Genomic DNA, 21,346 nt, shown 5'->3' on the forward strand with positions numbered 1-21,346 from the left:
GCATTTCTTTCATCCATGCTGATGGCGTCGGCACCATTCCATCGGATCAGGTTCCTGAAAATTTGAAGGAACAATATGATCTGGGGCCGAATGCTCTTGTCCCCCTGATTGAGCAAGCCCAAACGGCATTGCTGCAAGAGCCAGGAACGGACGGTATCGACAATCCATCAATCCCACCCCTCGAAATTCCTGCCAGTGCGCCTTCCGCCAGCCCCATGGCCAAAACAATCACCGTTGATGATTCCAAGATAAAGAGCATCAAATTACGAATGGCTGAGCTGGATTCACGCATCGCAAACTGCGCTACTTTAGCGGCGCAATATGTATCAGCGGCCAAAAGCCATCAGTCACTGGCAGAGACAGCCAAATTTCGCGGGGTGCCTTCCACCCGGCACACTGAAAATGCGAATAAAAATCTGGCCCAGGCAGCTTTACTGCAGAATCAAAAGGCCAGCCTGATTGAGGAACGTGGAAAACTCGCCGTCGAACTCGACTATGCAATAAGAGGCAAGTAACGCCCTGTCTGCGCCCGCCATCTCCGGATTCAGCCGCGTGAAGTGCGCCATGCCCCCACCCGGGACGGCTCCATTCTGCCATCATTCGAAATGATCTTGTCGCGGCGCAGCGCTGCTTGTCGCGTTGTCAGCTTTCAGCCAAATATCCCGCACATCCTGCAGCATTTTTTCTTGTCACTTTTGATGCCCCATGGTCTGATGCTAAGAATGTTCCATATGAACCACCCATGCATTTTCACTGCTTTGGCAGGCATTTTATTGGCAAGCTCCTGTGATAAAAATGAGCCCCTGACCAAAGAACAGGCCGGTTTGGAAGCAGCATTCCTTCAAGGCAACGAAGAACTGCAACATCTCGACGCTGAACTAGTCCAAGGCACCAATACCATTGACCTGAATCTGCTGGAACAGCAGCATATGGAATGGGTGAAGTACAATGCCTCCATCGAACAGGCTCTGGCCGGGCTGAGCAAAAAATGCACCCAGGGCGATGATCTGCTGAAAAAAGTTCACGCCAAGCTTGATGCCTACAAAGCCCTCAACGCTCAATAATTCCCATCATCATGCTTACCTCACCCAAGTTTTGGCTTCTGGTTTTAATCGGCGGCGGCCTCGGTGGCTATTTTTATCACGATCATACCACCAAGCTCAAGGCAGCGGAGGTGGCGGTGCAGGAAGCCACCACCCGACTTGCCTCCCAGCGCAGTCTCATCGCTCAAAAGAAAGCGTTTCTCCAGCAACGCCGTGACACCATGGAGAAAAACCAGGTGCTCCTGAAGGCCAAGGACATCCTGGACAAGCGACTTGAAAAAATCAACGCCGACCTGGCCCAGAACACCGACTCCTTCAAAACGGCAGTGGAGAACGCACGTTCCGCTGCCGCTGGCAAGGAATTGGGAGATTTCACGCTTACCAATGGCAAGCTGGTCCGGTCTGCCAAAATCCGCAAAGTGGATGAATCAGGCATCTCATTGATTTATGCCGATGGCGTCGGCACTGTTGCGGTGGATCTGCTGCCTGAGAATTTGAAAGAAAAGTATGATCTGGGAGCGAACGCCCTGATACCCAAGCTGATCACTGCGGTTACGGCTTTTAAAACATCGCCTCCAGAAGCAGCGCTCAGATCAAAATCCCCATCCAGTGAGCCTGCGCAGCCGGAAACGGCCAAAGCCCAAGCACCAGCCACGCCCAGCGTGACGACAAACGCACCTGCGCCGGCGGCGACGGGTTCATCCTTTGATGCCGGTTGTCTCATCATCATTAAAACAGACCATGGCAGCGGCTCAGGATTCATCGCCCAGGCGAATGGCAAAACCTACGTTTATACCAACGCGCATGTCATCTGTGGCACGCCCAAAAGTTTCACCTCCAAGATTGAGAGCATCAAAACGGCATCGGGGCGGAATATCCCGATTCCATACGAGATTGAGCTTTCGAATACCTATGATTCCAACTCATCCAATGGCCTTGAAGACGTGGCACGTTTCCCTGTGACGCTCAAAGAGGGCGAGACTGCCTATGCCCTTGTAGACACCAATTTTTCAGTCGCCGTCAATCAAAGGGTGACCGCCTATGGCAACAGTTTGGGGGGTGACGCCGTGACTTCGCTGGAAGGCGCGGTGCTAGGTTTGGGAAGTGACCGGATCGAAGTCAGTTGTCAGATCGTGCCCGGCAACAGCGGCGGACCCGTTGTCCTCACAGACACAAAGCAGGTGCTTGGCATCTCAACCTACCTGGATTCAGGCAAAAGTGACATCTGGACCCGGGGAACCGTGTTCGAAAATGTAAGACGCTTTGCGGTGAGGCCTGACAAGGTGACCCAATGGCGGAAAATGCAATACACCTCGCTGATGAGCTCATTGGCCGAGCTGAAAGCTTTCCACCGTGATACTTTGACTTTGGCTGCCGCATGCTACCTCGATCCCAAGCCCAATCGCGGAGGGTTTGATATTCCCAGCCGGCCCCGAGGTGACTACATTATCCGCCAGGTCATCGTGGATGGCAGCAGATTTACTTTAGGAGCCGCCATCAGCAACGGCATTGCCAGGGTCAATCAACGCCTGGGGGCCGCGAAAGGCACGATGGCAATGACCCAGGTGGTGCCTGTGTTTGCTGAATTCTTCACCTCCGTTGCCCAGACTTCTTCTTCACAAATAAGCATGCTCTCCAACGCGGACAGAGCGCCGTATTTGAAGCAGTTCATCCCCGAATTGTTGGAAATCCGAAAAACAGTTCATGCCAATTTCCTCAATGAAGGCGCGTCGCGCTATCGCTGAGAAAATTCACTTCCTCACGTCGGCGACCTCCTGGTTCAACGGCGTGTAGTGCTCCATGTAGCCAATCATCATCTCGTCGAAGGTCTGCTGCCCCCAGCGCACGGTTTTGGTGGGATCAGGGTTGGCCGGATTGCCGGCGCTGTTGTCATACACGGCGGTGATTTTCACCTTGCTGCCTCGGGGCAGGAAATGTGGTACGGCGTAGTCGTAGCGGAGCTGCCAGTTGAAGTCATATTTGGGGATGTCCAGCAGCGTCTCGGTCTTGCCGCCGGGCAGAGTGACCTCAAATTTGAAGGCCTTGCCACGCACGTGCATGTGGGCCATCCAAGCCATGACATTGACGTCCACGGGCAGCGTACGCTGGGCCACCTCCACATGATCGGACTCTCCCGGAGGGATGCTGAGGCGCGTATTGGACAAGCCGGTGGTGTGAACGACATATTTCGGCGGAGCCTTGGAAAACAACAGCCCCATGCGAATCGTGTCTTCCACCGCCTTGCCGTTCGGCGTGTAGTGTATTTGGAAACTCACCGTCGCACCGGCGGGCAGCCTGCGGGCAAAGCCCTCGGGATAGACCTGCTTCGTGTTGCCGGGGACATAAGCAGCCCAGTAGCCTTCGGCGCCTTCATCGCCGCCACCGCGCACCTTGCTGCCTTTTTCATGCACGCTGACAATGACGTGATGCACCACTTCGCGGGCGCTGGGAAGAATTTCATAGCCGCGCACCCAGCGGTCTTCCGGGAAATCCGTGGTCACCGTCACATGCTGATAAGGCATCGTGCCCTCGGCCTTGACTGAAATCGGCTTCGCACCAGCAACGACCGCATCCGGCTTGCCAATGCTCCATTCGCTTGGGAAAACACGATGCTTCGGCGCATCCGCAATGTCGCCCTTGGTACGGTCTGCACTCAGCCATGCGAGCAAATCGGCACGATCTCTCCCGGATAAAGAACGGTCATTGATCCATGGTGAGTGGGCGCGCCCTTCCAGCGGAGCAGCGAACCAGGGCGGCATGGCCCCACGCTCCACCTGCTTGCGGATCATCCCTGCGTGCTCGATCACCGCCTCATACGAATCCAGTGCGAACGGCCCCACGCCACCCGTGTGATGGCACTCCACGCAGTTTGCCTCCATGATACGAGCGATATCACGGTGATAAGTCACGGGCGTGCTGGCGGTTCCCTGCTGCGGCGGCAAATCCAGCGCGCATCCCGGCGCACTGGTCGCGACCAGCTCTGCCGGCTCTTCACGCAACATCGCAACCACGGCATCACGCAGGTAATGATGCTGCGGCATGTCCTTGGAATAGCCGAGGCCATATTGATCATTCAGCGCGCCGCGGTAGACGAGCGTGCGTGCCGCATCGAGCAGGAACACCTCTGTGGTGGTCGTTGCAGCCAGTTGCTTCGCAAGTTTGCCATCTGCATCTATAGCGACGGGGGAGACCAGCTTGTGGTCTGCGATGAACCGCTCGATCTCCTCGGCTTTTTGTCCCGGCGGAGCGTTCACCAGCAGCATGCCCACCCCCTGTTCCTTCAAGGAAGCTTCCAGCCGGGCGGTCTCGGGAGCCAGCTTGCCGCTGATCGGGCAGCTAGCGCTGAACAAAGCAATCACGAGGCCGTTCTTGCCTGCGGCGCTGCTCAGTTTGATTTCATTTCCCTTCAAGGTCTTCAAAGTGAGATCGGCCACCATGCGACCCACTCCATGATCGCTGCCCTTGAGCAACTCAGGTGCTTCCTTGAAGGATGGATCCTCGGAGGCGGGTTTGATCGGACCTTCAGTGGCTGCGCTTCCCGTGCTGCCACGTTTGCGCAAAGTGGCGATCACCTTCTCCGCCTCCTCCAGAGTCACCGAGCCGTCTTTGTCTGTATCGAGGCCGTTGAACCATTTCTTGCTCGGCAATTCTTCCACGGTAAGCCTGCCGTCGCTGTTTTTGTCCAGCCGCTTGAAGAGGACCGGCGTTGGCTCATCACCGCCCCCTGCGGGTGCGTTGCCCGAGAGCTTGCGCATTTTCTGGACGGCTTCGTGCGCCTCGTCACGCGTCAGCTTGCCATCCTTGTTCAAATCCAGCCGGGGCAGGTAGTTCGCGCCATTCATTTCATCTCCACTGATGATGCCGTCGCTGTTGTGGTCGAAAGCCTTGAATTTTTCGTCAAACTCAGTGAGCTTCGCCTGAGCGCGCAGACCGGCGACGGAGACCACCAGCGCTGCGCTGCCTAGAAGAATGAAGAGAACTCTTTTCATGGGAAGATGCATGGGAACACGCTGTGTGACCTGAAGTTTCCTGCCATATGACAGGATCATCCAGCAAAATCACCGTTGTACGATTGACGCTGCCCCCGCGTTCCGTTTGAATCCGCCTGATGAGCAACCGCATCCTCTCCCTCCTGTCCGTCATGGCCCTCGCCAGCACTGCTGCCGCCGAAGTGGCCTACGAATTCGTCCCGAACTTCATCACCCCGCCTCCTGGCAAGGAAACCATCGGCGACGGCCATGGCGAGATCGCTGTGGATTCTGCCGGCAACATCTATGTGAGCGTGCAGGACAAAGACCCTGCCCCGGCAGGTCTGCAGGTGTACGGCAAGGACGGCAAGTTCATCAAAACGCTTCCCCTCCCCCCTTCCCTGCATGGCTTTGTGATTCGCAAGCTTGGCGGTGGCGAGCACATCTACGCCGCCGTGCTTGGCGAGCAGAAGGTCATCAAGTGCAACCTGGATGGCACCATCGTGATGGAAATCCCCACCAGCGCCTTCCCGGCTGAGCAGCGCGATTTCGTCGCTGTCACCAAGAGCGACGCAGCCGACCCGAAAAAGAAAACACCCATTGCTTCCGGCATCCGCATTGCCGATTCAAAAACAGAGATCACCCTGAAGCTCGCTGACGGCACCGAGAAGAAAATCGCCAAGGAAAAAGGCGTCGCCGCAGCCGGTGGACTCAAGCTCACTAACTGCGACGTGGCTCCCAACGGCGACATCTACGTCGTCGATGGCTACGGCCGCAGCTTCATCTTCGTGTTCAGCGGTGATGGCAAGTTCAAGAGCGTCTTCGGCGGCCCAGACAAGCCTCTCGCGCTGGCCAACGCCCACAAGATCTTCATCGACACACGCTTTGAACCCGCCCGCGTCATGATCTGTGACCGCGGCCACAAGCGCATGCTGCACACCGACCTCGCGGGTAATTTCATCGGCGAGATCGCCACCGAAATGCGGAATCCCAGCTCCGCCAGCTTCCACGGCGACCTGATGTGCGTGGCGGAAATCGCCGGCAATATCAGCGTCTGGGACAAGAACAACAAGCGCGTGGCCGACCTCGGCACCAACCCGCAGATGACCAATACCCCCGGCATTGCCCCGAAGGACTGGCAGCAGGGCATCGTGACCAGCCCGCATGGCATCAGCTTCGACAATGATGGCAACATCCTCGAAACCGAGTGGAACAAGTGGGGCCGCGTGCTGCGCTGGAACGTGAAAAAGTAATGATGCGCATCGCGCGATCCATCCTCATTCTCGCCGCAGGGGGAGCCGTTCTGGCCCCCCTGTATGCTTTGGGTCACGGGGCGGAGTTTTTGAGCGCCAAGCTCACCTTGATGAGCGACGCCGAAGTGCGGCTGGATGTGACCGCCGACTTTGGCAGCAACCCGCTCATAGCGGATGAAGCCGCAGCGCTTGACGCCCTCAGCGATCCTGTGCGGCTGCAAAGCCAGGGAGAACTGATCGAGCTTTCGAAGCTCACGAGGGCTTCGCATTCCATACATCAGAACTGGGCCAAGTTCGCCCCTGCGTCCTACCTGCCATCCGACACCGACGACCAGTCGCATCAACTGATCACCGCCTCATGGCAGTGGCGCAGCCAAACACCGGAGATCGTCTTTGAGATGCCCAAGGGTAAAATGCACGACGTGCTGCTGTGGACGCAAGACGAGTCGAATCCCGATGCACCACCGAAGTGGATGCTCCTGCTTGCGGGCGATCAATCCAAGGCGATCCCGGTTCATCCACGATCGTGGTGGAAAGACTGGAAAGTTTTCGGAGCGGGCGGGCTGGCGGCTGTCCTGGGGCTGCTGGTGGTCCGCAGGCGCAATTGGCGCTCGCCAGCGACCCGACCGGCAGGAGAGGCGGCTTTTTGACCTTTTCTGCCGCATCTTCACCTTTTCAAAAGGTGGTGGAAGGAAGATGCTGGCGGGCCGGAAAGCGGCCTGCCCCCATGAAATCCCCAATTCTTCTGCGTGCTTCATTTTGTCTGCCAGTGCTGGCTGGCACGCTGCTGACGGCCTCCTGCACCTGGACACAACGCCCTCAGAGCGCCATCAAGACTCCCGCAGCATGGCAGCAGGCGCCAGGGGCGTCCTTGAAGCCGCTCGACACCGCTCACCTCGCCCGCTGGTGGACGCGTTTCAACGATCCCGTGCTCGACCGGATCATCGCCGATGCGCTGCAATCCAGCCCTGACGTTCGCACGACGCTGGCCCGCATTGACGAAGCCCGCGCACGACGCGGCGTGACCCGCGCGGCGCTCTTTCCATCGCTCAACGGCGATGTATCGGGCCAGGGGGCACGATCGGAGAACCGACGCACGGGCGTTTCCACCAGCGACAGCTATGGTGCGGATGTGACCATGAGCTGGGAGATCGACCTCTCCGGCAAACTGCGTCAAAACCTCCGCGCCAGTTCCGCAGATCTGGCCCAGGCGGAAGAAAACTATCATGCCGCCCAAGTCACCCTGGCAGCGGCGGTGGCCGAGAGCTATGTGGACCTGCGGGCGGCGGAAGGCCAACTCGCCGTGTATGAGCGAAATTTGGCCGCACGCAGTGACACGGTTCAAATCACGCGTTGGAAGCAGCAGGCGGGAGAGACGAATGTGTTTGAAACCCAGCAGGCCTCCAGTTCGCTGGAACTCGCACGTGCGACAATCCCCACGCTCAAACTCGCGATCACACAGGCGAAGAACAGGCTCACATTGCTGTCCGGCAAAACGCCAGGCTCGTTGGACACCCTGCTGGCGAAGCCGCGTCAGGTGCCAAAGCCGTCGTCGATGCTCGCCATCGGCATTCCGTCCGACACATTGCGTCAACGGCCCGACGTGCGTGCTGCGCAACGTGCGGTGGAAGCCGCCGCCGCGCGGAGGAAGTCGGCCGAACGCCAGCAGCTTCCCACGCTGACTCTTAACGGCGATCTCGGCACCACCGCCACGCGAGTGGCGAGTTTTTTGTCGCCCGAGACGGCCGCCGCCAGCATCGCCGGCAGTCTGGCCGCGCCCATCTTCAACGCAGGCCGCATCCGGCAGACAATCTACGCGCAAAGCGCCGTGGAGAAGCAGGCGCTCATCGCTTACGAAGCCATGGTGCTCACCGCTTTGTCCGAAGTGGAGAACGCGCTCGCCTCGATACGCCGCACCCGGGAGCGGCTGATCACGCTGGGAGATGCCATTGTCTCCGCGCGCGAAGCTGCAACGCTCGCGGCGCAGAGTTTTGAAGCCGGTCAGGCCGATCTTTTGCAGGTGCTCGACACGCAACGCACGCTCCTTAGCCTGGAGGAGCAGCAGACCCTCACGCTCGGAACCAACGCCAGCGCTCACATCCAGCTCTACCGCGCCCTCGGCGGCGGCTGGTCGAAGCAAGGCTCATGATTTTCAAATCCCGCCCTTAACATGGACAAGCTTTCGTCACCTTCCCCCGCTGAACTCGCCAAGATCATCGGTGCCGTACATTCGCGCTCACCATTTCGCTGGTTGCTGTGGCTTCTGGTGATCATTGCGCTGCTCACAGCCGGATGGTTTGCGTGGAACCGCAGCAGTGCTGCCGACAATGCCCCGCCCTCCTACGTCACCGAACCGGTGAAACGCGGCGACATCAGTCTCACCGTCACCGCCACGGGCAATCTGGAACCGACCAATCAGGTCACCATCGGCAGCATACTCTCCGGCAACGCGGGCGAGGTGTATGTGGACATCAACGACCGCGTAAAAAAAGGCCAGGAACTGGCGAAAATCATCATCCGGCGCCTCGATCAGGACACGGACAACAGCCGAGCCGCTCTTGCTGCGGCACAGGCCAGGGTGAAGCAGGTCGAGGCCACCGTGATGGAGACCGAGGCCGCGCTCGCCCGCGTCCAGGAACTGCACAAGCTCAGCGGCGGACGCACGCCCTCGAAGGCCGACATGGTGACCGCCACCGCCGCCGCCGCGCGAGCGAAAGCCGACCTCGGCAGCGCCGTGGCCGCCGTGGGGCAATCCGACGCCTCCCTGCGCGCCAATTTGAGCGACCAGGAACGCGCCATCTTGCGGTCGCCAATCGATGGCGTCGTGCTCACGCGCAGCCTGGAGCCCGGACAAACCGTGGCCGCCAGCTTCAATTCGCCGGAACTGTTCGTCATCGCCGAAAACCTCGAACGCATGAAATTGAAGGTCGCCGTGGCCGAAGCGGACATCGGTCACGTGGCGGTCGGACAGCGCGCGAGTTTCACCGTGGATGCATGGCCCGATCGCACCTACACCGCGAAGGTCACGCGCGTGTCATTTGGCTCCGCCATCACGGACAATGTGGTGACCTACGAAACCGAGCTCGAAGTCGATAATCCTGATCTGAGCCTGCGCCCGGGCATGACCGCCACGGCGGACATTCACGTGGCGGAGAGCAAAGGCGTGCTGCTCGTTCCGACGACAGCGCTGCGCTTTGATCCCAATGCGGGCACCTTTTCACGCGGAGGCCAGTCCGGCGCAGGTGGGGAGAATAAGTCGTTTGTGCAAAGCCTCATCCCCGGTCCCTCGCGTCGTGGCGGCGGTCAGCGTCCCTCGCCGAACGATGACGGCGCATCCCCCAAGGCCAGGGGGCCACGTTCTCAAGTGTGGGTGCTGCGCGATGGCAAACCCGTGGCCGTGCCGGTGAAAACGAGGCTTTCGGACGGACGCTCCACTGAAGTCTCCGGCGAAGGATTGAGCGATGGCACACCTGTCGTCATTCGCGCCAGCAGCAACGAGTCCCGCTTATGAGCACCATCGCACCATCGCTGATCTCGCTGCACCAGCTCACGAAAACCTACGGTCACGGTGATGCTGCGTTCCAGGCGCTGCGCGGCGTGGATCTCACGATCGAGAAAGGCGAGTTCATCTCGGTGATGGGCCCCAGCGGCTCCGGCAAGTCCACGCTCATGAATCTGCTCGGCTGCCTCGACACGCCGACGACAGGCGAATATTTTTACCAGGGCGTTCCCGTGCATTCGCTGAATTCCGAGCAGCGCTCCCTGCTGCGCCGGCACGCGCTGGGGTTTGTCTTCCAAGGTTTCAACCTGCTGGCACGCACCAGTGCATTGGAAAATGTGGAGCTGCCACTGCTCTACCGTGGCATCTCCAAAAGAGAGCGGCGTGAACGTGCGCAGGAAGCCCTCGTGTCCGTCGGTCTTCCCACGAAGATGCGCAACACACCCGCCGAGCTTTCCGGTGGCCAGCAGCAGCGCGTGGCCATCGCCCGCGCCTTCGTCACGCAGCCGAGCACCCTCTTTGCCGACGAGCCCACGGGCAATCTCGACACCGCCACGACGGTCGAAATCATGCATCTGCTCACGAAGCTCAATGAACAACTTGGCATCACGATCGTGATGGTCACGCATGAGGACCACGTGGCCGCCCACGCCCACCGCACCGTTCGTGTGAAGGACGGGCTCATCGAATCCGACCGCCGTCATCCACCCGCCGCTTCTGGAACGCCATGACGATGCTCTGGAACGCCTTCTTCATCGCGCTGCGCGAGATTCGCCGCAATCTGACGCGCGCCTTCCTCACCGTGCTTGGCATCATCATCGGCGTGGCGGCGGTGATCACGATGGTCACGCTCGGGCGAGGAACCACGCAGGCGGTGAAGAACCAGATCTCGAACCTGGGCACCAACCTCATGACACTGCGCCCCGGCGCCGGCTTCGGTCCACGACAAGCAGGCGTCCCCAACTTCACCCAGACCGACGCGGACGTCATTCGCGAGCAGATCAACGGCGTCGCCGCCGTCGCACCGATCATGTCCGCCAGCTTGAGCAGCATCCGCATGCAAAACGCGCGCAACACGCAGGTGACCGGCACCACGCCGGAGTATTTCACGATCAGCAAATGGACCGTCGCGGAAGGACGCTTCTTCAACGAGCAGGACTACCGCACCGGCGCCGCCGTGTGCGTGATCGGCAACACGACGAAGAAAGAGCTGTTTGGCACCGACGAGGCGCTGGGACAAAAGATTCGTCTCGGCAAAGCCTCCTGCACGGTGATCGGCATCCTCGTTTCCAAGGGGCAGTCTTTCGGCGGCGACCAGGACGACACCATCGTGGCTCCACTGACCACGCTGCAACGCCGGCTCGTCGGCAAAAGCTCCGCGCATGACGTGCGTGAAATCATGATGTCCGCCGAAGACGGCGCCAACACGGACGCCATCATCGCCGACATCGGCGTGCTCATGCGCCAGCGTCGTTCATTGCAGAAAAACGAGGCGGACAATTTCTCCGTGCGCGACACACGACAGCTCGCCGAAACGCTCAGTTCATCCACGCAGATGATGACGAGCCTGCTCGCTGCCGTCGCCGGCGTGAGTCTGCTGGTCGGCGGCATTGGCATCATGAACATCATGCTAGTCTCCGTGACCGAGCGCACACACGAGATCGGCATCCGCCTGGCCATCGGAGCTCGTGCACGCGAAGTGCTGCTGCAGTTTCTCGTTGAAGCCGTCACGCTGTCCTCCATCGGCGGTGTGATCGGCATTTCGCTCGCGCTGGGTCTCTGCATCTCGCTCGCAAAGCTCATCGATGTGCCGTTCGAATTCGATCCTCGCATCAATGTGATCGCCTTTTTCTTTTCCACCGCCGTGGGTGTCATCTTCGGCTTCACCCCGGCGCGACGTGCCGCCGCGCTTGATCCCATCGAGGCGCTACGCCACGAATAAACTGCCAACCGCATGAGAATCCTCGTCATGGAAGATGATCCGCACCTGCTGCACAGCCTCACCGCCACGTTGCGCGAGGAAAACCACGCAGTGAACACCGCCGAGGACGGCCTCTACAAGGCGCAAAACGACAGTACGACGCCATCGTGCCCGATGTGATGATGCCTCGCCTCAATGGCTGGCAGGTGCCCGCAGCCCTGCGTCCTTCCAGCAAAACGCCCGTGCTGATGCTGACCACACGCGACACCGTGCAGGATCGCGTCAAAGGCCTGGACACCGCCGCGAAGGCAGTGAAAAACGAGCGCGAATACGCGCTGCATCGTGGCGAGGTCCTCAGCCGCACCACGCTCTACGAGCATCTCTTTGACGAAGAGGAAAGCATGCTCTCGAACCTTCTCGACGTTCACGTTTCCAACCTGCGCAAGAAACTCGGCGCCGAGGCCACGTCTACGGCATCGCATGAAAACCTTGTTTCAATCCCTGCGCTGGCGGCTTCAGGTGTGGCAATCACGGTGGAACCATTCAGGTGACCAGCCCTCCCGGGCAGGGCGCACATTTTGAAATGCGCCTGCCGGTGGCCTGAACTCTGTCAGCTTACTTCGTCTCGCGGAACTTCACATTGCGCCAGCGCACGCTGTAGGGTCCGGTGCCAGCCTTGATGCCGTGCACCTGGAAGCCAATGTAGCCTTCAGGGTCGTTGGGCTGGGTGAAATCGGCGGCAGGCACCCCGTTGACGAAGCTCTGGTAATGATCCCCCTTCACCACAATGCGGTAGTGGTTCCATTCGCCCTTTTTGAAGGCTGCCTTTGCGGCATCCGTCCGCACCGCGTCCGTTTTCGTCAGAATGCTCCACCAGGTGCCGCGACGTGCTTCATCGTAAAAGTCTCCAGCAGTGCCATTGATGGCGATCTCACACTGCGGTCCATAGAGGCGTCCGGCTGGAAGCTTGCCTTTGGCGCCTTCAGGCACCGGATCGCCTTCTTTGGCGATGTGGCTGCGCACCTGCACACCGGAATTGAGCGCATCATCCACATTCACCTCGAACTCGAGTTCGAAATCCTTGAACGGACCGATGGCGAGGAAGGTGTTCGGGCTGCCCTCGGTCGTGGTGCCGGTGAGCACGCCGTTTTCGACCTTGTAGGTGGCTTTGCCACTGATGATCTGGCCGCCTTGCAGCGAGCCATCCGCAAACCAGTTTTGCCAGCCTTCGCCTTGGGTTTCGGCATGGAGATTGAACAAGGCAATGCCGAGCAGGGCAACGGGAAGTGTAACGGTGAAGTATCGTTTCATAAGTGATGGTGGGGGATTTTGAACGCGCCTCGGGACCAATTTCCATCGCCAACCACCAGATACTTAAGAGAACTTAAATAATTCCAGGGTTTTAATGGGGTTAAAACCCCAAATTAATGGAAGCCAACCTTGACCATTGAGCCAGGATGGAATTAAAATGGGGTTATTACCCGGTTATTATTGGATGGCCCGCCCCTCAAACACTTTCGACTCATTGTCACTGACGATCGCGATCACACCGCAGATCAAGCAGTACCTCGAAGACATGACCTTGAAGGGCACGTTTGGCAGCAGCCCCGCCGAGGCGGCGAGGATGCTGTTGAGCAATGGGATTGATGCCATGTTGAACACGGGGGCTTTAGACAGACGCAAATGGACTCTCAAGGACGGACAACTCGTTCTTTTGACGCCGGATCAACCTTCCCTATCATCATGACACTTCAACACGATCCTCAGGCTGACTCCACCGTCTTCTCCACCCTCGTTGAAGTCGAAATGACCGACATGGACCGCAGCAAGAAAGGCAGCTGGAAATCCGAAACCCGGCTCTCGATGCTCTCGCACGAGATCACCCGCTACATGCCTGAGCTCGCCGCCATGCTGGCTGAAGGTGGCAAGCAGAAACTGCTGGCTGCAGCGTGAGTTGGAAGCCGCCTGACGCGGCAGAAGAACATTAAAGTAACGCTGATTAAGTTACAGATCGCCGCTGGGCAGAATCCAAAGCGATGGATCCAGGAGACTGGTGGTGTGTGATGATTTGATTAAAGGCATCGAGACCTCCAACCTGCGCTGCTTGGATCAGGACAAGGTCATTGTCCCCCCACGGTTTTTGGCGTCGGCTGTTGACTCGCCGCCGCGTCTGCATGACCAGAAAACATGCAGATCATCTCTGGAACCGCCGTCGCCGAAAAAGTCATCGAAGAATGCCGTCGCGAAATCGCCGAACTGGCCGCGCAGGGGCGCAAACCCGGCCTCGCAGTCGTACTCGTTGGAGATGATCCAGCCTCACGGGCTTACGTTCGTTCCAAAGATAAAAAGTGCCGTGACCTGGGCCTGCACTCAGTCAAGCTCGAACTCCCCGCCACGACGACGCAGGAGGAACTGCTGGCCCATGTGCATGCCTTGAACAACGATCCGTCAATTCATGGCATTCTGGTGCAAAGCCCGCCGCCCAAGCACATCGACGAGGCCGCCATCGTGCGGGCCATTGATCCCGCGAAGGATGTGGATGGCTTTCACCCGGTCAATGTCGCCAAACTTGCGCTGGAAGACCCCACGGGATTCGTCCCCTGCACCCCACTGGGCTGCCAGCGGCTGCTGATCGAAGCCGGCATCGAAACCAGCGGTGCACACGCCGTGGTAGTCGGCCGCAGCATGATCGTGGGCAAGCCCATGGCGCTGCTGCTCATGGCCAAGGGTAAAGGCGGAGACGCCACCGTGACTGTCACGCATTCACGCACCAAGGATCTCGCTGCCATCACCCGCACGGCGGACATCATCATCGCTGCGATTGGCCGCCCCCATTTTATCAAGGCCGAACACGTCAAAGAGGGTGCGGTCGTGATCGACGTGGGCATCAACCGCGTGGACGACTCCACCACTGAAAAAGGCTACAAGCTCGTCGGCGACGTCGCTTACGATGAAGTCGCCCCGAAATGCCGTGCGATCACCCCCGTCCCCGGCGGAGTCGGTCCGATGACCATCGCCATGCTGATGGCGAACACCATCAAGGCCTGCAAGCAGGCGTGAACGCGGTGGTTTCGTGAGAATTTTGATTCTCAAGGCATGGCGAGCATGCCATGCTTCTGGTCACCATGTGTATCCGACCGACCCTTTTGACCTCCGTACTGGCCCTGGCGATGCCCGTCTGCCTTGCCGCTGAAGAAGACAAGCCGGCCAAACCTGAATCACCGCCTGCAGAGAAAAAACAAGGCGAGAAGCCCGAGGCCGACAAGCCGGTGGTGACGAGTGGCAAGGTGACCATAGGTGGCAAAGAAATCGCCTATGAAGCCAAGGCGGGCACGCTGCCCATCTTGAAGCCAGATGGCAAACCTTCGGCGCAGGTCTTCTACACGGCCTACACGATGAAGGATGTGAAGGACGCGGCCACGCGGCCTGTGACATTCTGCTTCAATGGCGGTCCGGGCAGCAGCTCAGTTTGGCTGCATCTGGGAGCCTTCGGACCCAAGCGTGTGGATTTACCAGCGGATGGACTGACGCCCCCGCTGCCACCGGGCGGGCTGGTGAATAATGAGTTCTCGCTGCTGGATGTCACCGATCTGGTGTTCATCGACCCCGTTAACACCGGCTTCAGCCGTGCCGAAGATCCGAAGAACGTGGGGGAGTTTCTCGGCGTGCAGGAGGACATCGCCAGCGTGGGCGAGTTCATGCGCTTGTGGGTCACGCGCGAGCAGCGCTGGCGTTCGCCCAAGTTCATCGCAGGGGAAAGCTACGGAGGCATTCGCGGCGGCGGGCTGGCAGAGCATCTGCAGCAGCGGCACCGCATGTATTTGAACGGCATCGTGATCGTGTCCGGCCTGCTCGATTACGCGACGCTGATCCCCGGACCGCTGAATGAAACACCGTACCTGGTGGGACTGCCGGCCATGACAGCGACGGCGCATTACCACAAAAAGCTGCCGGCGGATTTGCAGGCGGACTTTAAAAAGGCCGTGGCGGAATCGCGCGCGTTTGCCTTCGGCGAATACGCCTCGGCACTGCTCAAGGGAAGCGACCTGACAGCCGCCGAGCGTGGGGCGGTGGTGCAAAAACTGGCCCGGTTAACCGGCCTGGAACCCAAGCTCATTGAGGAGCAGGAACTGCGGATCGACAGCGGGGTGTTTCGTGAGCGGTTGCTGCGCAAAGAAAAACTGGTGCTCGGCGCCTATGATGCACGGGTAACGGGGCGGGATGGCGACGAGTCGGAAAATCATCCGCAGATCGAGCCTTTCATGCGCGTGGTGGGCAGCATCGCGGCGGCTTCGATGAACGCTTATTTGCGCGAGGAGCTGAAGTATGAAAAAGACCTGCCCTATGAAGTGCTGGCACCGCAGCCGAACTGGAACCACGGCAAAGGCAACAGCTACACCAGCGTGAGCGGACAGCTGGCAGAGGCGATCAAACAAAATCCTCATCTCAAGGTGCTGGCACTGGTGGGCTGGCGTGATCTGGTGACACCTCCCGACAACATGCTGCTGAGCGTGCGCCAGATGCACCTGCCGAATGAACTGCGCGGGAACATCGAGTTCGCCGAATATGAATCCGGTCACATGATGTACACAAACCGCCCCGACATGGAAAAAATGCATGCGGACATCGCCGCATTCATCGCCAAGGCCCTGAAGTAACACCCTGCCCCACTCATCCATGAAAAGCTGCTGGATCGCTCTGATGCTGGTTTCCGTGACCGTGGCCGCGGAAAAACCCAATGTGCTGCTGCTGTACGCAGATGATCTCGGTTATGGCGATGTGTCCTGCTACGGCGCAAAGACCATTTCGACTCCCCACATCGACAAGCTGGCGGCCGATGGGCTGCGTTTCACGGACGGACATTGTGCGGCAGCCACCTGCACGCCTTCAAGATTCGCGATGCTGACAGGCGAATACGCTTTCCGGCAGAAGGGCACGGGTATCTTGCCTGGGGATGCCAAGATGATCATCCCGCCAGGTCGGGCGACTCTGGCCTCTGTCTTTAAAGGGGCAGGCTACCGGACCGGGGTGATAGGCAAATGGCATCTGGGGCTGGGTGACGGCGCTTTGGACTGGAATGGTGCGATCCAACCGGGACCGCTGGAGATCGGCTTCGATCATTGTTTCATCATGGCCGCCACAGGCGACCGGGTGCCCTGTGTCTTTGTGCAAGATCATCAGATTGTGGGGCTGGACCCGGCAGATCCGATCCAGGTGAGCTACAAGCAGCCCTTTCCAGGAGAGCCCACGGGCAAGGCCAACCCCGAACTGCTCCGGATGCGCCCCAGCCATGGTCATGACATGGCCCTGATCAATGGCATCAGCCGCATTGGTTATATGAAGGGCGGAAAATCGGCCCTCTGGAAAGATGAAGACATGGCAGACACTTTTACGGCTCAGGCGGTGAAGTTCATCGAGGCCAGCAAGGACGGGCCCTTCTTCCTCTACTTCGCGGCGCACGACCCGCATGTGCCACGCATTCCCCATCCCCGCTTTGTCGGCAAAAGCGGCATGGGACCGCGTGGAGACGCCATTTTGCAGTTCGACGATAGCGTGGGAACCATCCTGACGGCGCTCGACAAGCTCGGCTTGAAAGACAACACCCTTGTCCTTCTCAGCAGCGACAATGGCCCCGTGGTGGATGATGGGTATCAGGATGAGGCGGTAGAAAAGCTCGGCGATCACAAGCCCGCCGGCCCCCTGCGGGGTGGAAAATACAGCGCGTTCGAGGGGGGCACCCGCGTGCCATTCATTGTTCGCTGGCCCGTGAAGGTGAAGCCGGGAGTGAGCTCCGCCCTGGTCTGTCAGGTCGATTTCCCTGCCAGTTTTGCCGCCTTGACCGGCCAACCAGCTCCAGCCGCCGCTGTGGACAGTCAAAATTTACTGCCCGCGCTTCTCGGAGAGGTTGAGACCGGACGGGCACAACTGGTCGAGCAGGGCGGCCCCCTCAGCCTGCGGGATGGAGACTGGAAATTCATCCCCGCCAGTCCTGGAGCCGCCAAGAATAAAAACACCAACAGCGAGACTGGGAATGCCCCAGTTCCCCAGCTTTTTGACTTGTCCAAGAATATGGGAGAAAGCCAAAACCTGGCTAAAACAGAGGAAGATCGGGTCAAAGCCATGGCATCCGCGCTGGAAAAGGCCCGTTTGGGGCCGGGCAAATAGGGCATTTCCCGCGTCCAACCTTGCCGAAACTCCAAAAAAACAGCTAATTAGCCTAATTGAAGGTGCCTTCGGCACGTTCGACCTCTTGGAATTCCATTCCCTTCATTCCACACCACCATGAAACAAACCACGAAACTGCTCAGCAGCCTGCTTGTTTCCGCGCTTTGTGCGTCTTCCGCCTTGGCGGAGATTCGCACTTGGACGGACACCTCGGGCCGCCAAGTCACCGCCTCATTCATCGGACTCGATGGTGGGGACATCATTCTGAAAACCGCAGACGGCGCCACTCACAAGTTCGCGCTGACCAGATTGTCTGCGGAAGACCAGGCGCTGGCAAAAAGCATGAAGCCTTCAGACCAGCCGGTGATGCTGGCAAACGCCACGGTCGCCCAGGCATCCGCCTCAGTTGACCGCCTCGTGGCGAACGGCCTTGTACGCGCCAATCCTGAGCGCGCCAAGGGTGGCAAGAAGCCGATCACCGGATTCAACCCGCTGGCCAGCGACGAGCAGTTCGTGCGCCGCGTTTACCTCGACATCGTGGGTCGCATTCCGAATTACGCTGAAACCAATCAGTTCGTTTCGGACAGCAATCCGAACAAGCGAGCCAAACTGATCGACATGCTGCTCGACAGCCCCGGTTACAACAGCAACACGTTCAACTACTTTGCAGAAATGCTGCGTGTGAAAGACCGCCTCGAACAGGACAACCTGCGCGGCGTTCCCTACATCAACTGGATGCAGCACGAGATCGAGAAGAACACTCCTTGGGACAAGATGGTGTTTGAGATGCTGACCGCCAAGGGAAAGATGTGGCAGGATGGTGCCGCTGGCTATCTCCTGCGTGACGCAGGCATGCCGCTGGACAATCTGGCCAACACGCTTGCGGTTTTCCTTGGCACCGACGTGGCCTGCGCCCAGTGCCATGACCACCCGTTCTCCGACTGGACTCAGCACCAGTTCTATGAAATGGCCTCTTTCTTCGGTGCCACCACCACAACGATGCGTGCTTATGGCAAAGGCAAGGGCAAAGAAAGCCCAGGCATGGCCATGAACGCCATGAATGATCTGATGCCCAAGATTGAAGAAATGGTCACCCAGAGCGGCCAGGACATCAAGCGCATCCGCAATGGCATCCGCAACTACATGGGAGCCAACCGCTACATCGTCGGAGACATGGATACCAACACCATGAAGCTGCCGCATGACTACAAGTATCCTGATGCCAAGCCGAATGACCCGGTGGAACCCAAGTTCATCACCTGGAACAAAGAAGACAAAAATCTTCCTGCCTACAAACAGAAGATGAAGTCCGCCGAAGAGCTTCGTCCGGCATTCGCCAAATGGGCCACTGATCCAAGCAATCCCCGCTTCGCCATGGCGATCGCCAACCGCATGTGGAAGCGTGCTTTTGGCCAGGCCATCTGTGAGCCAGTGACCAACATTGACGACCCCAAGCAGTCCGTGAATCCTGAACTGCTCATTCATCTGGCTGAAGAAATGAAACGGGTGAAGTTCGACATCAAGAGCTTCATGCGCATCATCTACAACACCCGCGCTTATCAGTCTGAAGCCACCTCAGAAAAGATTGCCATGGGCGAACCCTACTACTTCCAGGGACCTCTGCTCCGCCGCATGAGCGCTGAGCAGGCCTGGGACTCTTACATGACCTTGGTGCTTGGCGAACCCGACAAGTATGCCAAGCCTCTTGAAGATCTCTACAGCCGCTCCATCGACTTGGACCTCAGCAACCCCAAACTGGATGCTCAGACGGTGCTGGTGAAGTATGACGCCTTCCGCAAGATGGCCGAGAAAGAACGCGCCCTCATGGGGGGTGGTCTTGCCGAAGCCGGTGGTGACGACATGATGATGGACAGCGGCAAAGCCAAAGGCAAAGGCAAGGCAGAAGCCAAGCCTGCGAGCGGCACGATGGAAAATGCTTCCCTGACCTACAACGGCATGGTTCTTCGCCGGGCCTCCACTCTCGAGCAGCCTGCTCCGAACGGCCACTTCCTCATCGACTTCGGCCAGTCCCCCCGCTCCCTGATTGACGGCAGCGTCAAGTCCGGCTCGGTCCCTCAGGTGCTGATGATGATGAACGGCAAGGCGCAGCAGATGCTCACCAGCCCGGATTCGCTGATCTTCCGCACGATGGCGCAGGTGAAGTCACCGCCAGAAAAGGTTGAGGCTCTGTTTGTCTCCGTGCTCAACCGCCGCCCAACGCTTGCGGAAAAGGACATCGCCAAGCGCGCGCTCTCCGGAGGTGATGACGGCTATGCCAACATGATCTGGGCGCTCATCAACACTCGCGAGTTCATCTTCATCCAATAATCACAGGCTCAACCACAACCTAACGCGCTAAACTTCACTTATGAAATCAGAATACAACAAGCTCAACCCCATCGCCCGTCGCGACTTCATGATGCGCACGGCTCAGGCCGCTCTCGGCGTGACCGTCATGCCCTCTCTGAATCTTGCGGCTGCCGGCACCACTGGTGCAGGCACCCCCGGCTTCGGCAAGGCCAAAAACGTCATCTTCCTCTGGATGGGTGGCGGCATGACCCACATCGACACTTGGGATCCCAAAGACGGCCCGACCAAAGGCCCGACCGATCCCATCAAAGCCAATGCAGGCTCCGGCAATATGGACCGTCTTGGCGGAACCATGGAGAAGATGGCCAAGGTGGCCAACAAGTTCTCCATCATTCGTTCCATGAGTTCCAAGACTGGTGTGCATGATCAGGGCACCTATGTCATGAAGACCGGTTATGAGCCGCGTGGCACGATTGTTCACCCTTGCATCGGTGCCTGGGCCTCCCATTTCCTGGGTCGCATCAAGGGACCAACCCTTCCAGACAGCGTGGTCGTCAACAGCGGCAATGCTTTCCCTGGCGCAGGCTTCTTCCCAACCACGATGAGTCCCATCCCGATCTCCAATCCTGAGACCGGGCTGCAGAACATCAAGCCGACCACTTCGGAAGATCAGTTCAAGAAGCGTCTGTCCCTGACTGACGAATTCGACACCTCCTTCCGTAAAAAGTTCCAGTCGGACGATGTGAAGTCCTATTCCGAGTTCTATGACGAAACCGTCAAGCTCATGAAGAGCGAAGACCTCAAGGCCTTCGACCTCAGCTCCGAGCCTGCTGCCCTGCGTGAGAAGTACGGCCGCAACCAGTTCGGCTCCGGTGCCCTGCTGGCCCGCCGCCTGGTGCAGAACGGCGTCCGCTACGTGGAAGTCCAGTCCGGGGGCTGGGACATGCACAACAACATCGACACCGCCCTCACCGGCACTGGTGCCACGATGGACAAGGTGTTTGCCGCCCTCATCGAAGACCTTGCCGCCCAGGGCATGCTGGAAAGCACCATGGTCGTCATGGGTTCTGAGTTCGGCCGCACGCCGGACATCAACGAGAACGAAGGTCGTGACCACTACCCGCTCGCCTACTCCACCGTTTTCGCAGGCGGCGGCGTGAAGGGCGGCTTCATCCACGGCGCCACCG

Annotated in this window: 20 protein-coding genes; 17 read left to right on the plus strand and 3 right to left on the minus strand. The window is 59.0% G+C overall.

The window, feature by feature from the left end; translation table 11 throughout:
- The 3 genes from ACILSL_RS23970 to ACILSL_RS23980 form a co-directional block, all read left to right on the plus strand.
- Positions 1-515 (plus strand): hypothetical protein (locus ACILSL_RS23970; protein WP_395734602.1); only part of this gene is annotated, 515 nt, incomplete at its 5' end.
- 42 nt (positions 516-557) lie between these two features.
- Positions 558-1,064, plus strand: a complete 507-nt coding sequence (locus ACILSL_RS23975; protein WP_395734603.1) for a hypothetical protein — start codon at positions 558-560, stop codon at positions 1,062-1,064.
- Between the two features lie 116 nt (positions 1,065-1,180).
- Positions 1,181-2,788: a serine protease gene (locus ACILSL_RS23980; RefSeq protein ID WP_395734604.1), complete on the plus strand. Its 1,608-nt coding sequence runs from the start codon at positions 1,181-1,183 to the stop codon at positions 2,786-2,788.
- A gap of 6 nt (positions 2,789-2,794) precedes the next feature.
- On the opposite strand, the gene ACILSL_RS23985 is transcribed toward ACILSL_RS23980, so the two are convergent.
- Positions 2,795-5,032, minus strand: coding sequence for a redoxin domain-containing protein (locus tag ACILSL_RS23985; RefSeq protein ID WP_395734605.1), 2,238 nt, complete (start codon positions 5,030-5,032; stop codon positions 2,795-2,797).
- Positions 5,033-5,151: 119 nt separating this feature from the next.
- Between ACILSL_RS23985 and ACILSL_RS23990 the strand changes: the two genes are divergently transcribed.
- The 8 genes from ACILSL_RS23990 to ACILSL_RS24025 all read left to right on the plus strand — a co-directional run bounded on the left by ACILSL_RS23990 (position 5,152) and on the right by ACILSL_RS24025 (position 12,235).
- Positions 5,152-6,264, plus strand: coding sequence for a hypothetical protein (locus ACILSL_RS23990; RefSeq protein WP_395734606.1), 1,113 nt, complete (start codon positions 5,152-5,154; stop codon positions 6,262-6,264).
- Complete coding sequence (locus ACILSL_RS23995) at positions 6,264-6,914, plus strand: hypothetical protein (RefSeq protein ID WP_395734607.1); 651 nt, start codon at positions 6,264-6,266, stop codon at positions 6,912-6,914. The genes ACILSL_RS23990 and ACILSL_RS23995 overlap by 1 nt, the downstream gene beginning before the upstream one ends.
- A gap of 77 nt (positions 6,915-6,991) precedes the next feature.
- Entirely contained in the window at positions 6,992-8,413 is a 1,422-nt protein-coding gene (locus ACILSL_RS24000; protein ID WP_395734608.1) for an efflux transporter outer membrane subunit, read from the plus strand.
- Positions 8,414-8,434: 21 nt separating this feature from the next.
- Positions 8,435-9,775: an efflux RND transporter periplasmic adaptor subunit gene (locus ACILSL_RS24005; protein WP_395734609.1), complete on the plus strand. Its 1,341-nt coding sequence runs from the start codon at positions 8,435-8,437 to the stop codon at positions 9,773-9,775.
- Positions 9,772-10,494 (plus strand): ABC transporter ATP-binding protein, encoded by a 723-nt coding sequence (locus ACILSL_RS24010; protein ID WP_395734610.1) that lies wholly within the window; start codon positions 9,772-9,774, stop codon positions 10,492-10,494. Before ACILSL_RS24005 ends, ACILSL_RS24010 begins: the two co-directional genes overlap by 4 nt.
- Before the next feature lie 2 nt (positions 10,495-10,496).
- Positions 10,497-11,705 carry an ABC transporter permease gene (locus tag ACILSL_RS24015; RefSeq protein WP_395734620.1) on the plus strand — a complete coding sequence of 403 codons (1,209 nt, stop codon included), beginning with the start codon at positions 10,497-10,499 and terminating at the stop codon, positions 11,703-11,705.
- Between the two features lie 12 nt (positions 11,706-11,717).
- The gene (locus ACILSL_RS24020) at positions 11,718-11,864 is read left to right on the plus strand and encodes a hypothetical protein (protein WP_395734611.1); all 147 of its coding nucleotides are present in this window, start codon (positions 11,718-11,720) and stop codon (positions 11,862-11,864) included.
- Positions 11,864-12,235, plus strand: a complete 372-nt coding sequence (locus ACILSL_RS24025; protein WP_395734612.1) for a response regulator transcription factor — start codon at positions 11,864-11,866, stop codon at positions 12,233-12,235. Before ACILSL_RS24020 ends, ACILSL_RS24025 begins: the two co-directional genes overlap by 1 nt.
- Before the next feature lie 64 nt (positions 12,236-12,299).
- Here ACILSL_RS24025 and ACILSL_RS24030 read toward each other — a convergent pair whose 3' ends face one another.
- Together ACILSL_RS24030 and ACILSL_RS24035 are read right to left on the minus strand one after the other, a co-directional pair.
- Positions 12,300-12,995 carry a DUF1080 domain-containing protein gene (locus ACILSL_RS24030; protein WP_395734613.1) on the minus strand — a complete coding sequence of 232 codons (696 nt, stop codon included), beginning with the start codon at positions 12,993-12,995 and terminating at the stop codon, positions 12,300-12,302.
- A gap of 177 nt (positions 12,996-13,172) precedes the next feature.
- Positions 13,173-13,337, minus strand: coding sequence for a hypothetical protein (locus ACILSL_RS24035; protein ID WP_377164919.1), 165 nt, complete (start codon positions 13,335-13,337; stop codon positions 13,173-13,175).
- A gap of 90 nt (positions 13,338-13,427) precedes the next feature.
- On the opposite strand from ACILSL_RS24035, the gene ACILSL_RS24040 reads away from it, so the two are divergent.
- The 6 genes from ACILSL_RS24040 to ACILSL_RS24065 form a co-directional block, all read left to right on the plus strand.
- Positions 13,428-13,637, plus strand: coding sequence for a hypothetical protein (locus ACILSL_RS24040; protein ID WP_395734614.1), 210 nt, complete (start codon positions 13,428-13,430; stop codon positions 13,635-13,637).
- Positions 13,638-13,871: 234 nt separating this feature from the next.
- On the plus strand, positions 13,872-14,744 hold the full coding sequence (gene folD / locus ACILSL_RS24045) for a bifunctional methylenetetrahydrofolate dehydrogenase/methenyltetrahydrofolate cyclohydrolase FolD (protein WP_395734615.1): 873 nt from the start codon (positions 13,872-13,874) through the stop codon (positions 14,742-14,744).
- A gap of 86 nt (positions 14,745-14,830) precedes the next feature.
- Positions 14,831-16,342, plus strand: a complete 1,512-nt coding sequence (locus ACILSL_RS24050) for a S10 family peptidase (protein WP_395734616.1) — start codon at positions 14,831-14,833, stop codon at positions 16,340-16,342.
- Positions 16,343-16,361: 19 nt separating this feature from the next.
- Positions 16,362-17,849, plus strand: a complete 1,488-nt coding sequence (locus tag ACILSL_RS24055) for an arylsulfatase (RefSeq protein WP_395734617.1) — start codon at positions 16,362-16,364, stop codon at positions 17,847-17,849.
- Positions 17,850-17,966: 117 nt separating this feature from the next.
- The gene (locus ACILSL_RS24060) at positions 17,967-20,177 is read left to right on the plus strand and encodes a DUF1549 domain-containing protein (RefSeq protein ID WP_395734618.1); all 2,211 of its coding nucleotides are present in this window, start codon (positions 17,967-17,969) and stop codon (positions 20,175-20,177) included.
- Positions 20,178-20,217: 40 nt separating this feature from the next.
- The coding region (locus ACILSL_RS24065; RefSeq protein WP_395734619.1) for a DUF1501 domain-containing protein at positions 20,218-21,346 on the plus strand (1,129 nt) is incomplete at its 3' end.

The organism is Prosthecobacter sp., assembly GCF_044222345.1.
Lineage (GTDB): Bacteria > Verrucomicrobiota > Verrucomicrobiia > Verrucomicrobiales > Verrucomicrobiaceae > Prosthecobacter.

Excerpts from the sequence above, each read along its gene's own strand:
- ACILSL_RS23985 (WP_395734605.1), bottom strand. The coding sequence starts at position 5,032 with ATGAAAAGAGTTCTCTTCATTCTTCTAGGCAGCGCAGCGCTGGTGGTC.
- ACILSL_RS23990 (WP_395734606.1), top strand. The coding sequence starts at position 5,152 with ATGAGCAACCGCATCCTCTCCCTCCTGTCCGTCATGGCCCTCGCCAGC.
- ACILSL_RS23995 (WP_395734607.1), top strand. The coding sequence starts at position 6,264 with ATGATGCGCATCGCGCGATCCATCCTCATTCTCGCCGCAGGGGGAGCC.
- ACILSL_RS24000 (WP_395734608.1), top strand. The coding sequence starts at position 6,992 with ATGAAATCCCCAATTCTTCTGCGTGCTTCATTTTGTCTGCCAGTGCTG.
- ACILSL_RS24005 (WP_395734609.1), top strand. The coding sequence starts at position 8,435 with ATGGACAAGCTTTCGTCACCTTCCCCCGCTGAACTCGCCAAGATCATC.
- ACILSL_RS24010 (WP_395734610.1), top strand. The coding sequence starts at position 9,772 with ATGAGCACCATCGCACCATCGCTGATCTCGCTGCACCAGCTCACGAAA.
- ACILSL_RS24015 (WP_395734620.1), top strand. The coding sequence starts at position 10,497 with ATGCTCTGGAACGCCTTCTTCATCGCGCTGCGCGAGATTCGCCGCAAT.
- ACILSL_RS24020 (WP_395734611.1), top strand. The coding sequence starts at position 11,718 with ATGAGAATCCTCGTCATGGAAGATGATCCGCACCTGCTGCACAGCCTC.
- ACILSL_RS24025 (WP_395734612.1), top strand. The coding sequence starts at position 11,864 with ATGATGCCTCGCCTCAATGGCTGGCAGGTGCCCGCAGCCCTGCGTCCT.
- ACILSL_RS24030 (WP_395734613.1), bottom strand. The coding sequence starts at position 12,995 with ATGAAACGATACTTCACCGTTACACTTCCCGTTGCCCTGCTCGGCATT.
- ACILSL_RS24035 (WP_377164919.1), bottom strand. The coding sequence starts at position 13,337 with ATGGCATCAATCCCATTGCTCAACAGCATCCTCGCCGCCTCGGCGGGG.
- ACILSL_RS24040 (WP_395734614.1), top strand. The coding sequence starts at position 13,428 with ATGACACTTCAACACGATCCTCAGGCTGACTCCACCGTCTTCTCCACC.
- folD (WP_395734615.1), top strand. The coding sequence starts at position 13,872 with ATGCAGATCATCTCTGGAACCGCCGTCGCCGAAAAAGTCATCGAAGAA.
- ACILSL_RS24055 (WP_395734617.1), top strand. The coding sequence starts at position 16,362 with ATGAAAAGCTGCTGGATCGCTCTGATGCTGGTTTCCGTGACCGTGGCC.
- ACILSL_RS24060 (WP_395734618.1), top strand. The coding sequence starts at position 17,967 with ATGAAACAAACCACGAAACTGCTCAGCAGCCTGCTTGTTTCCGCGCTT.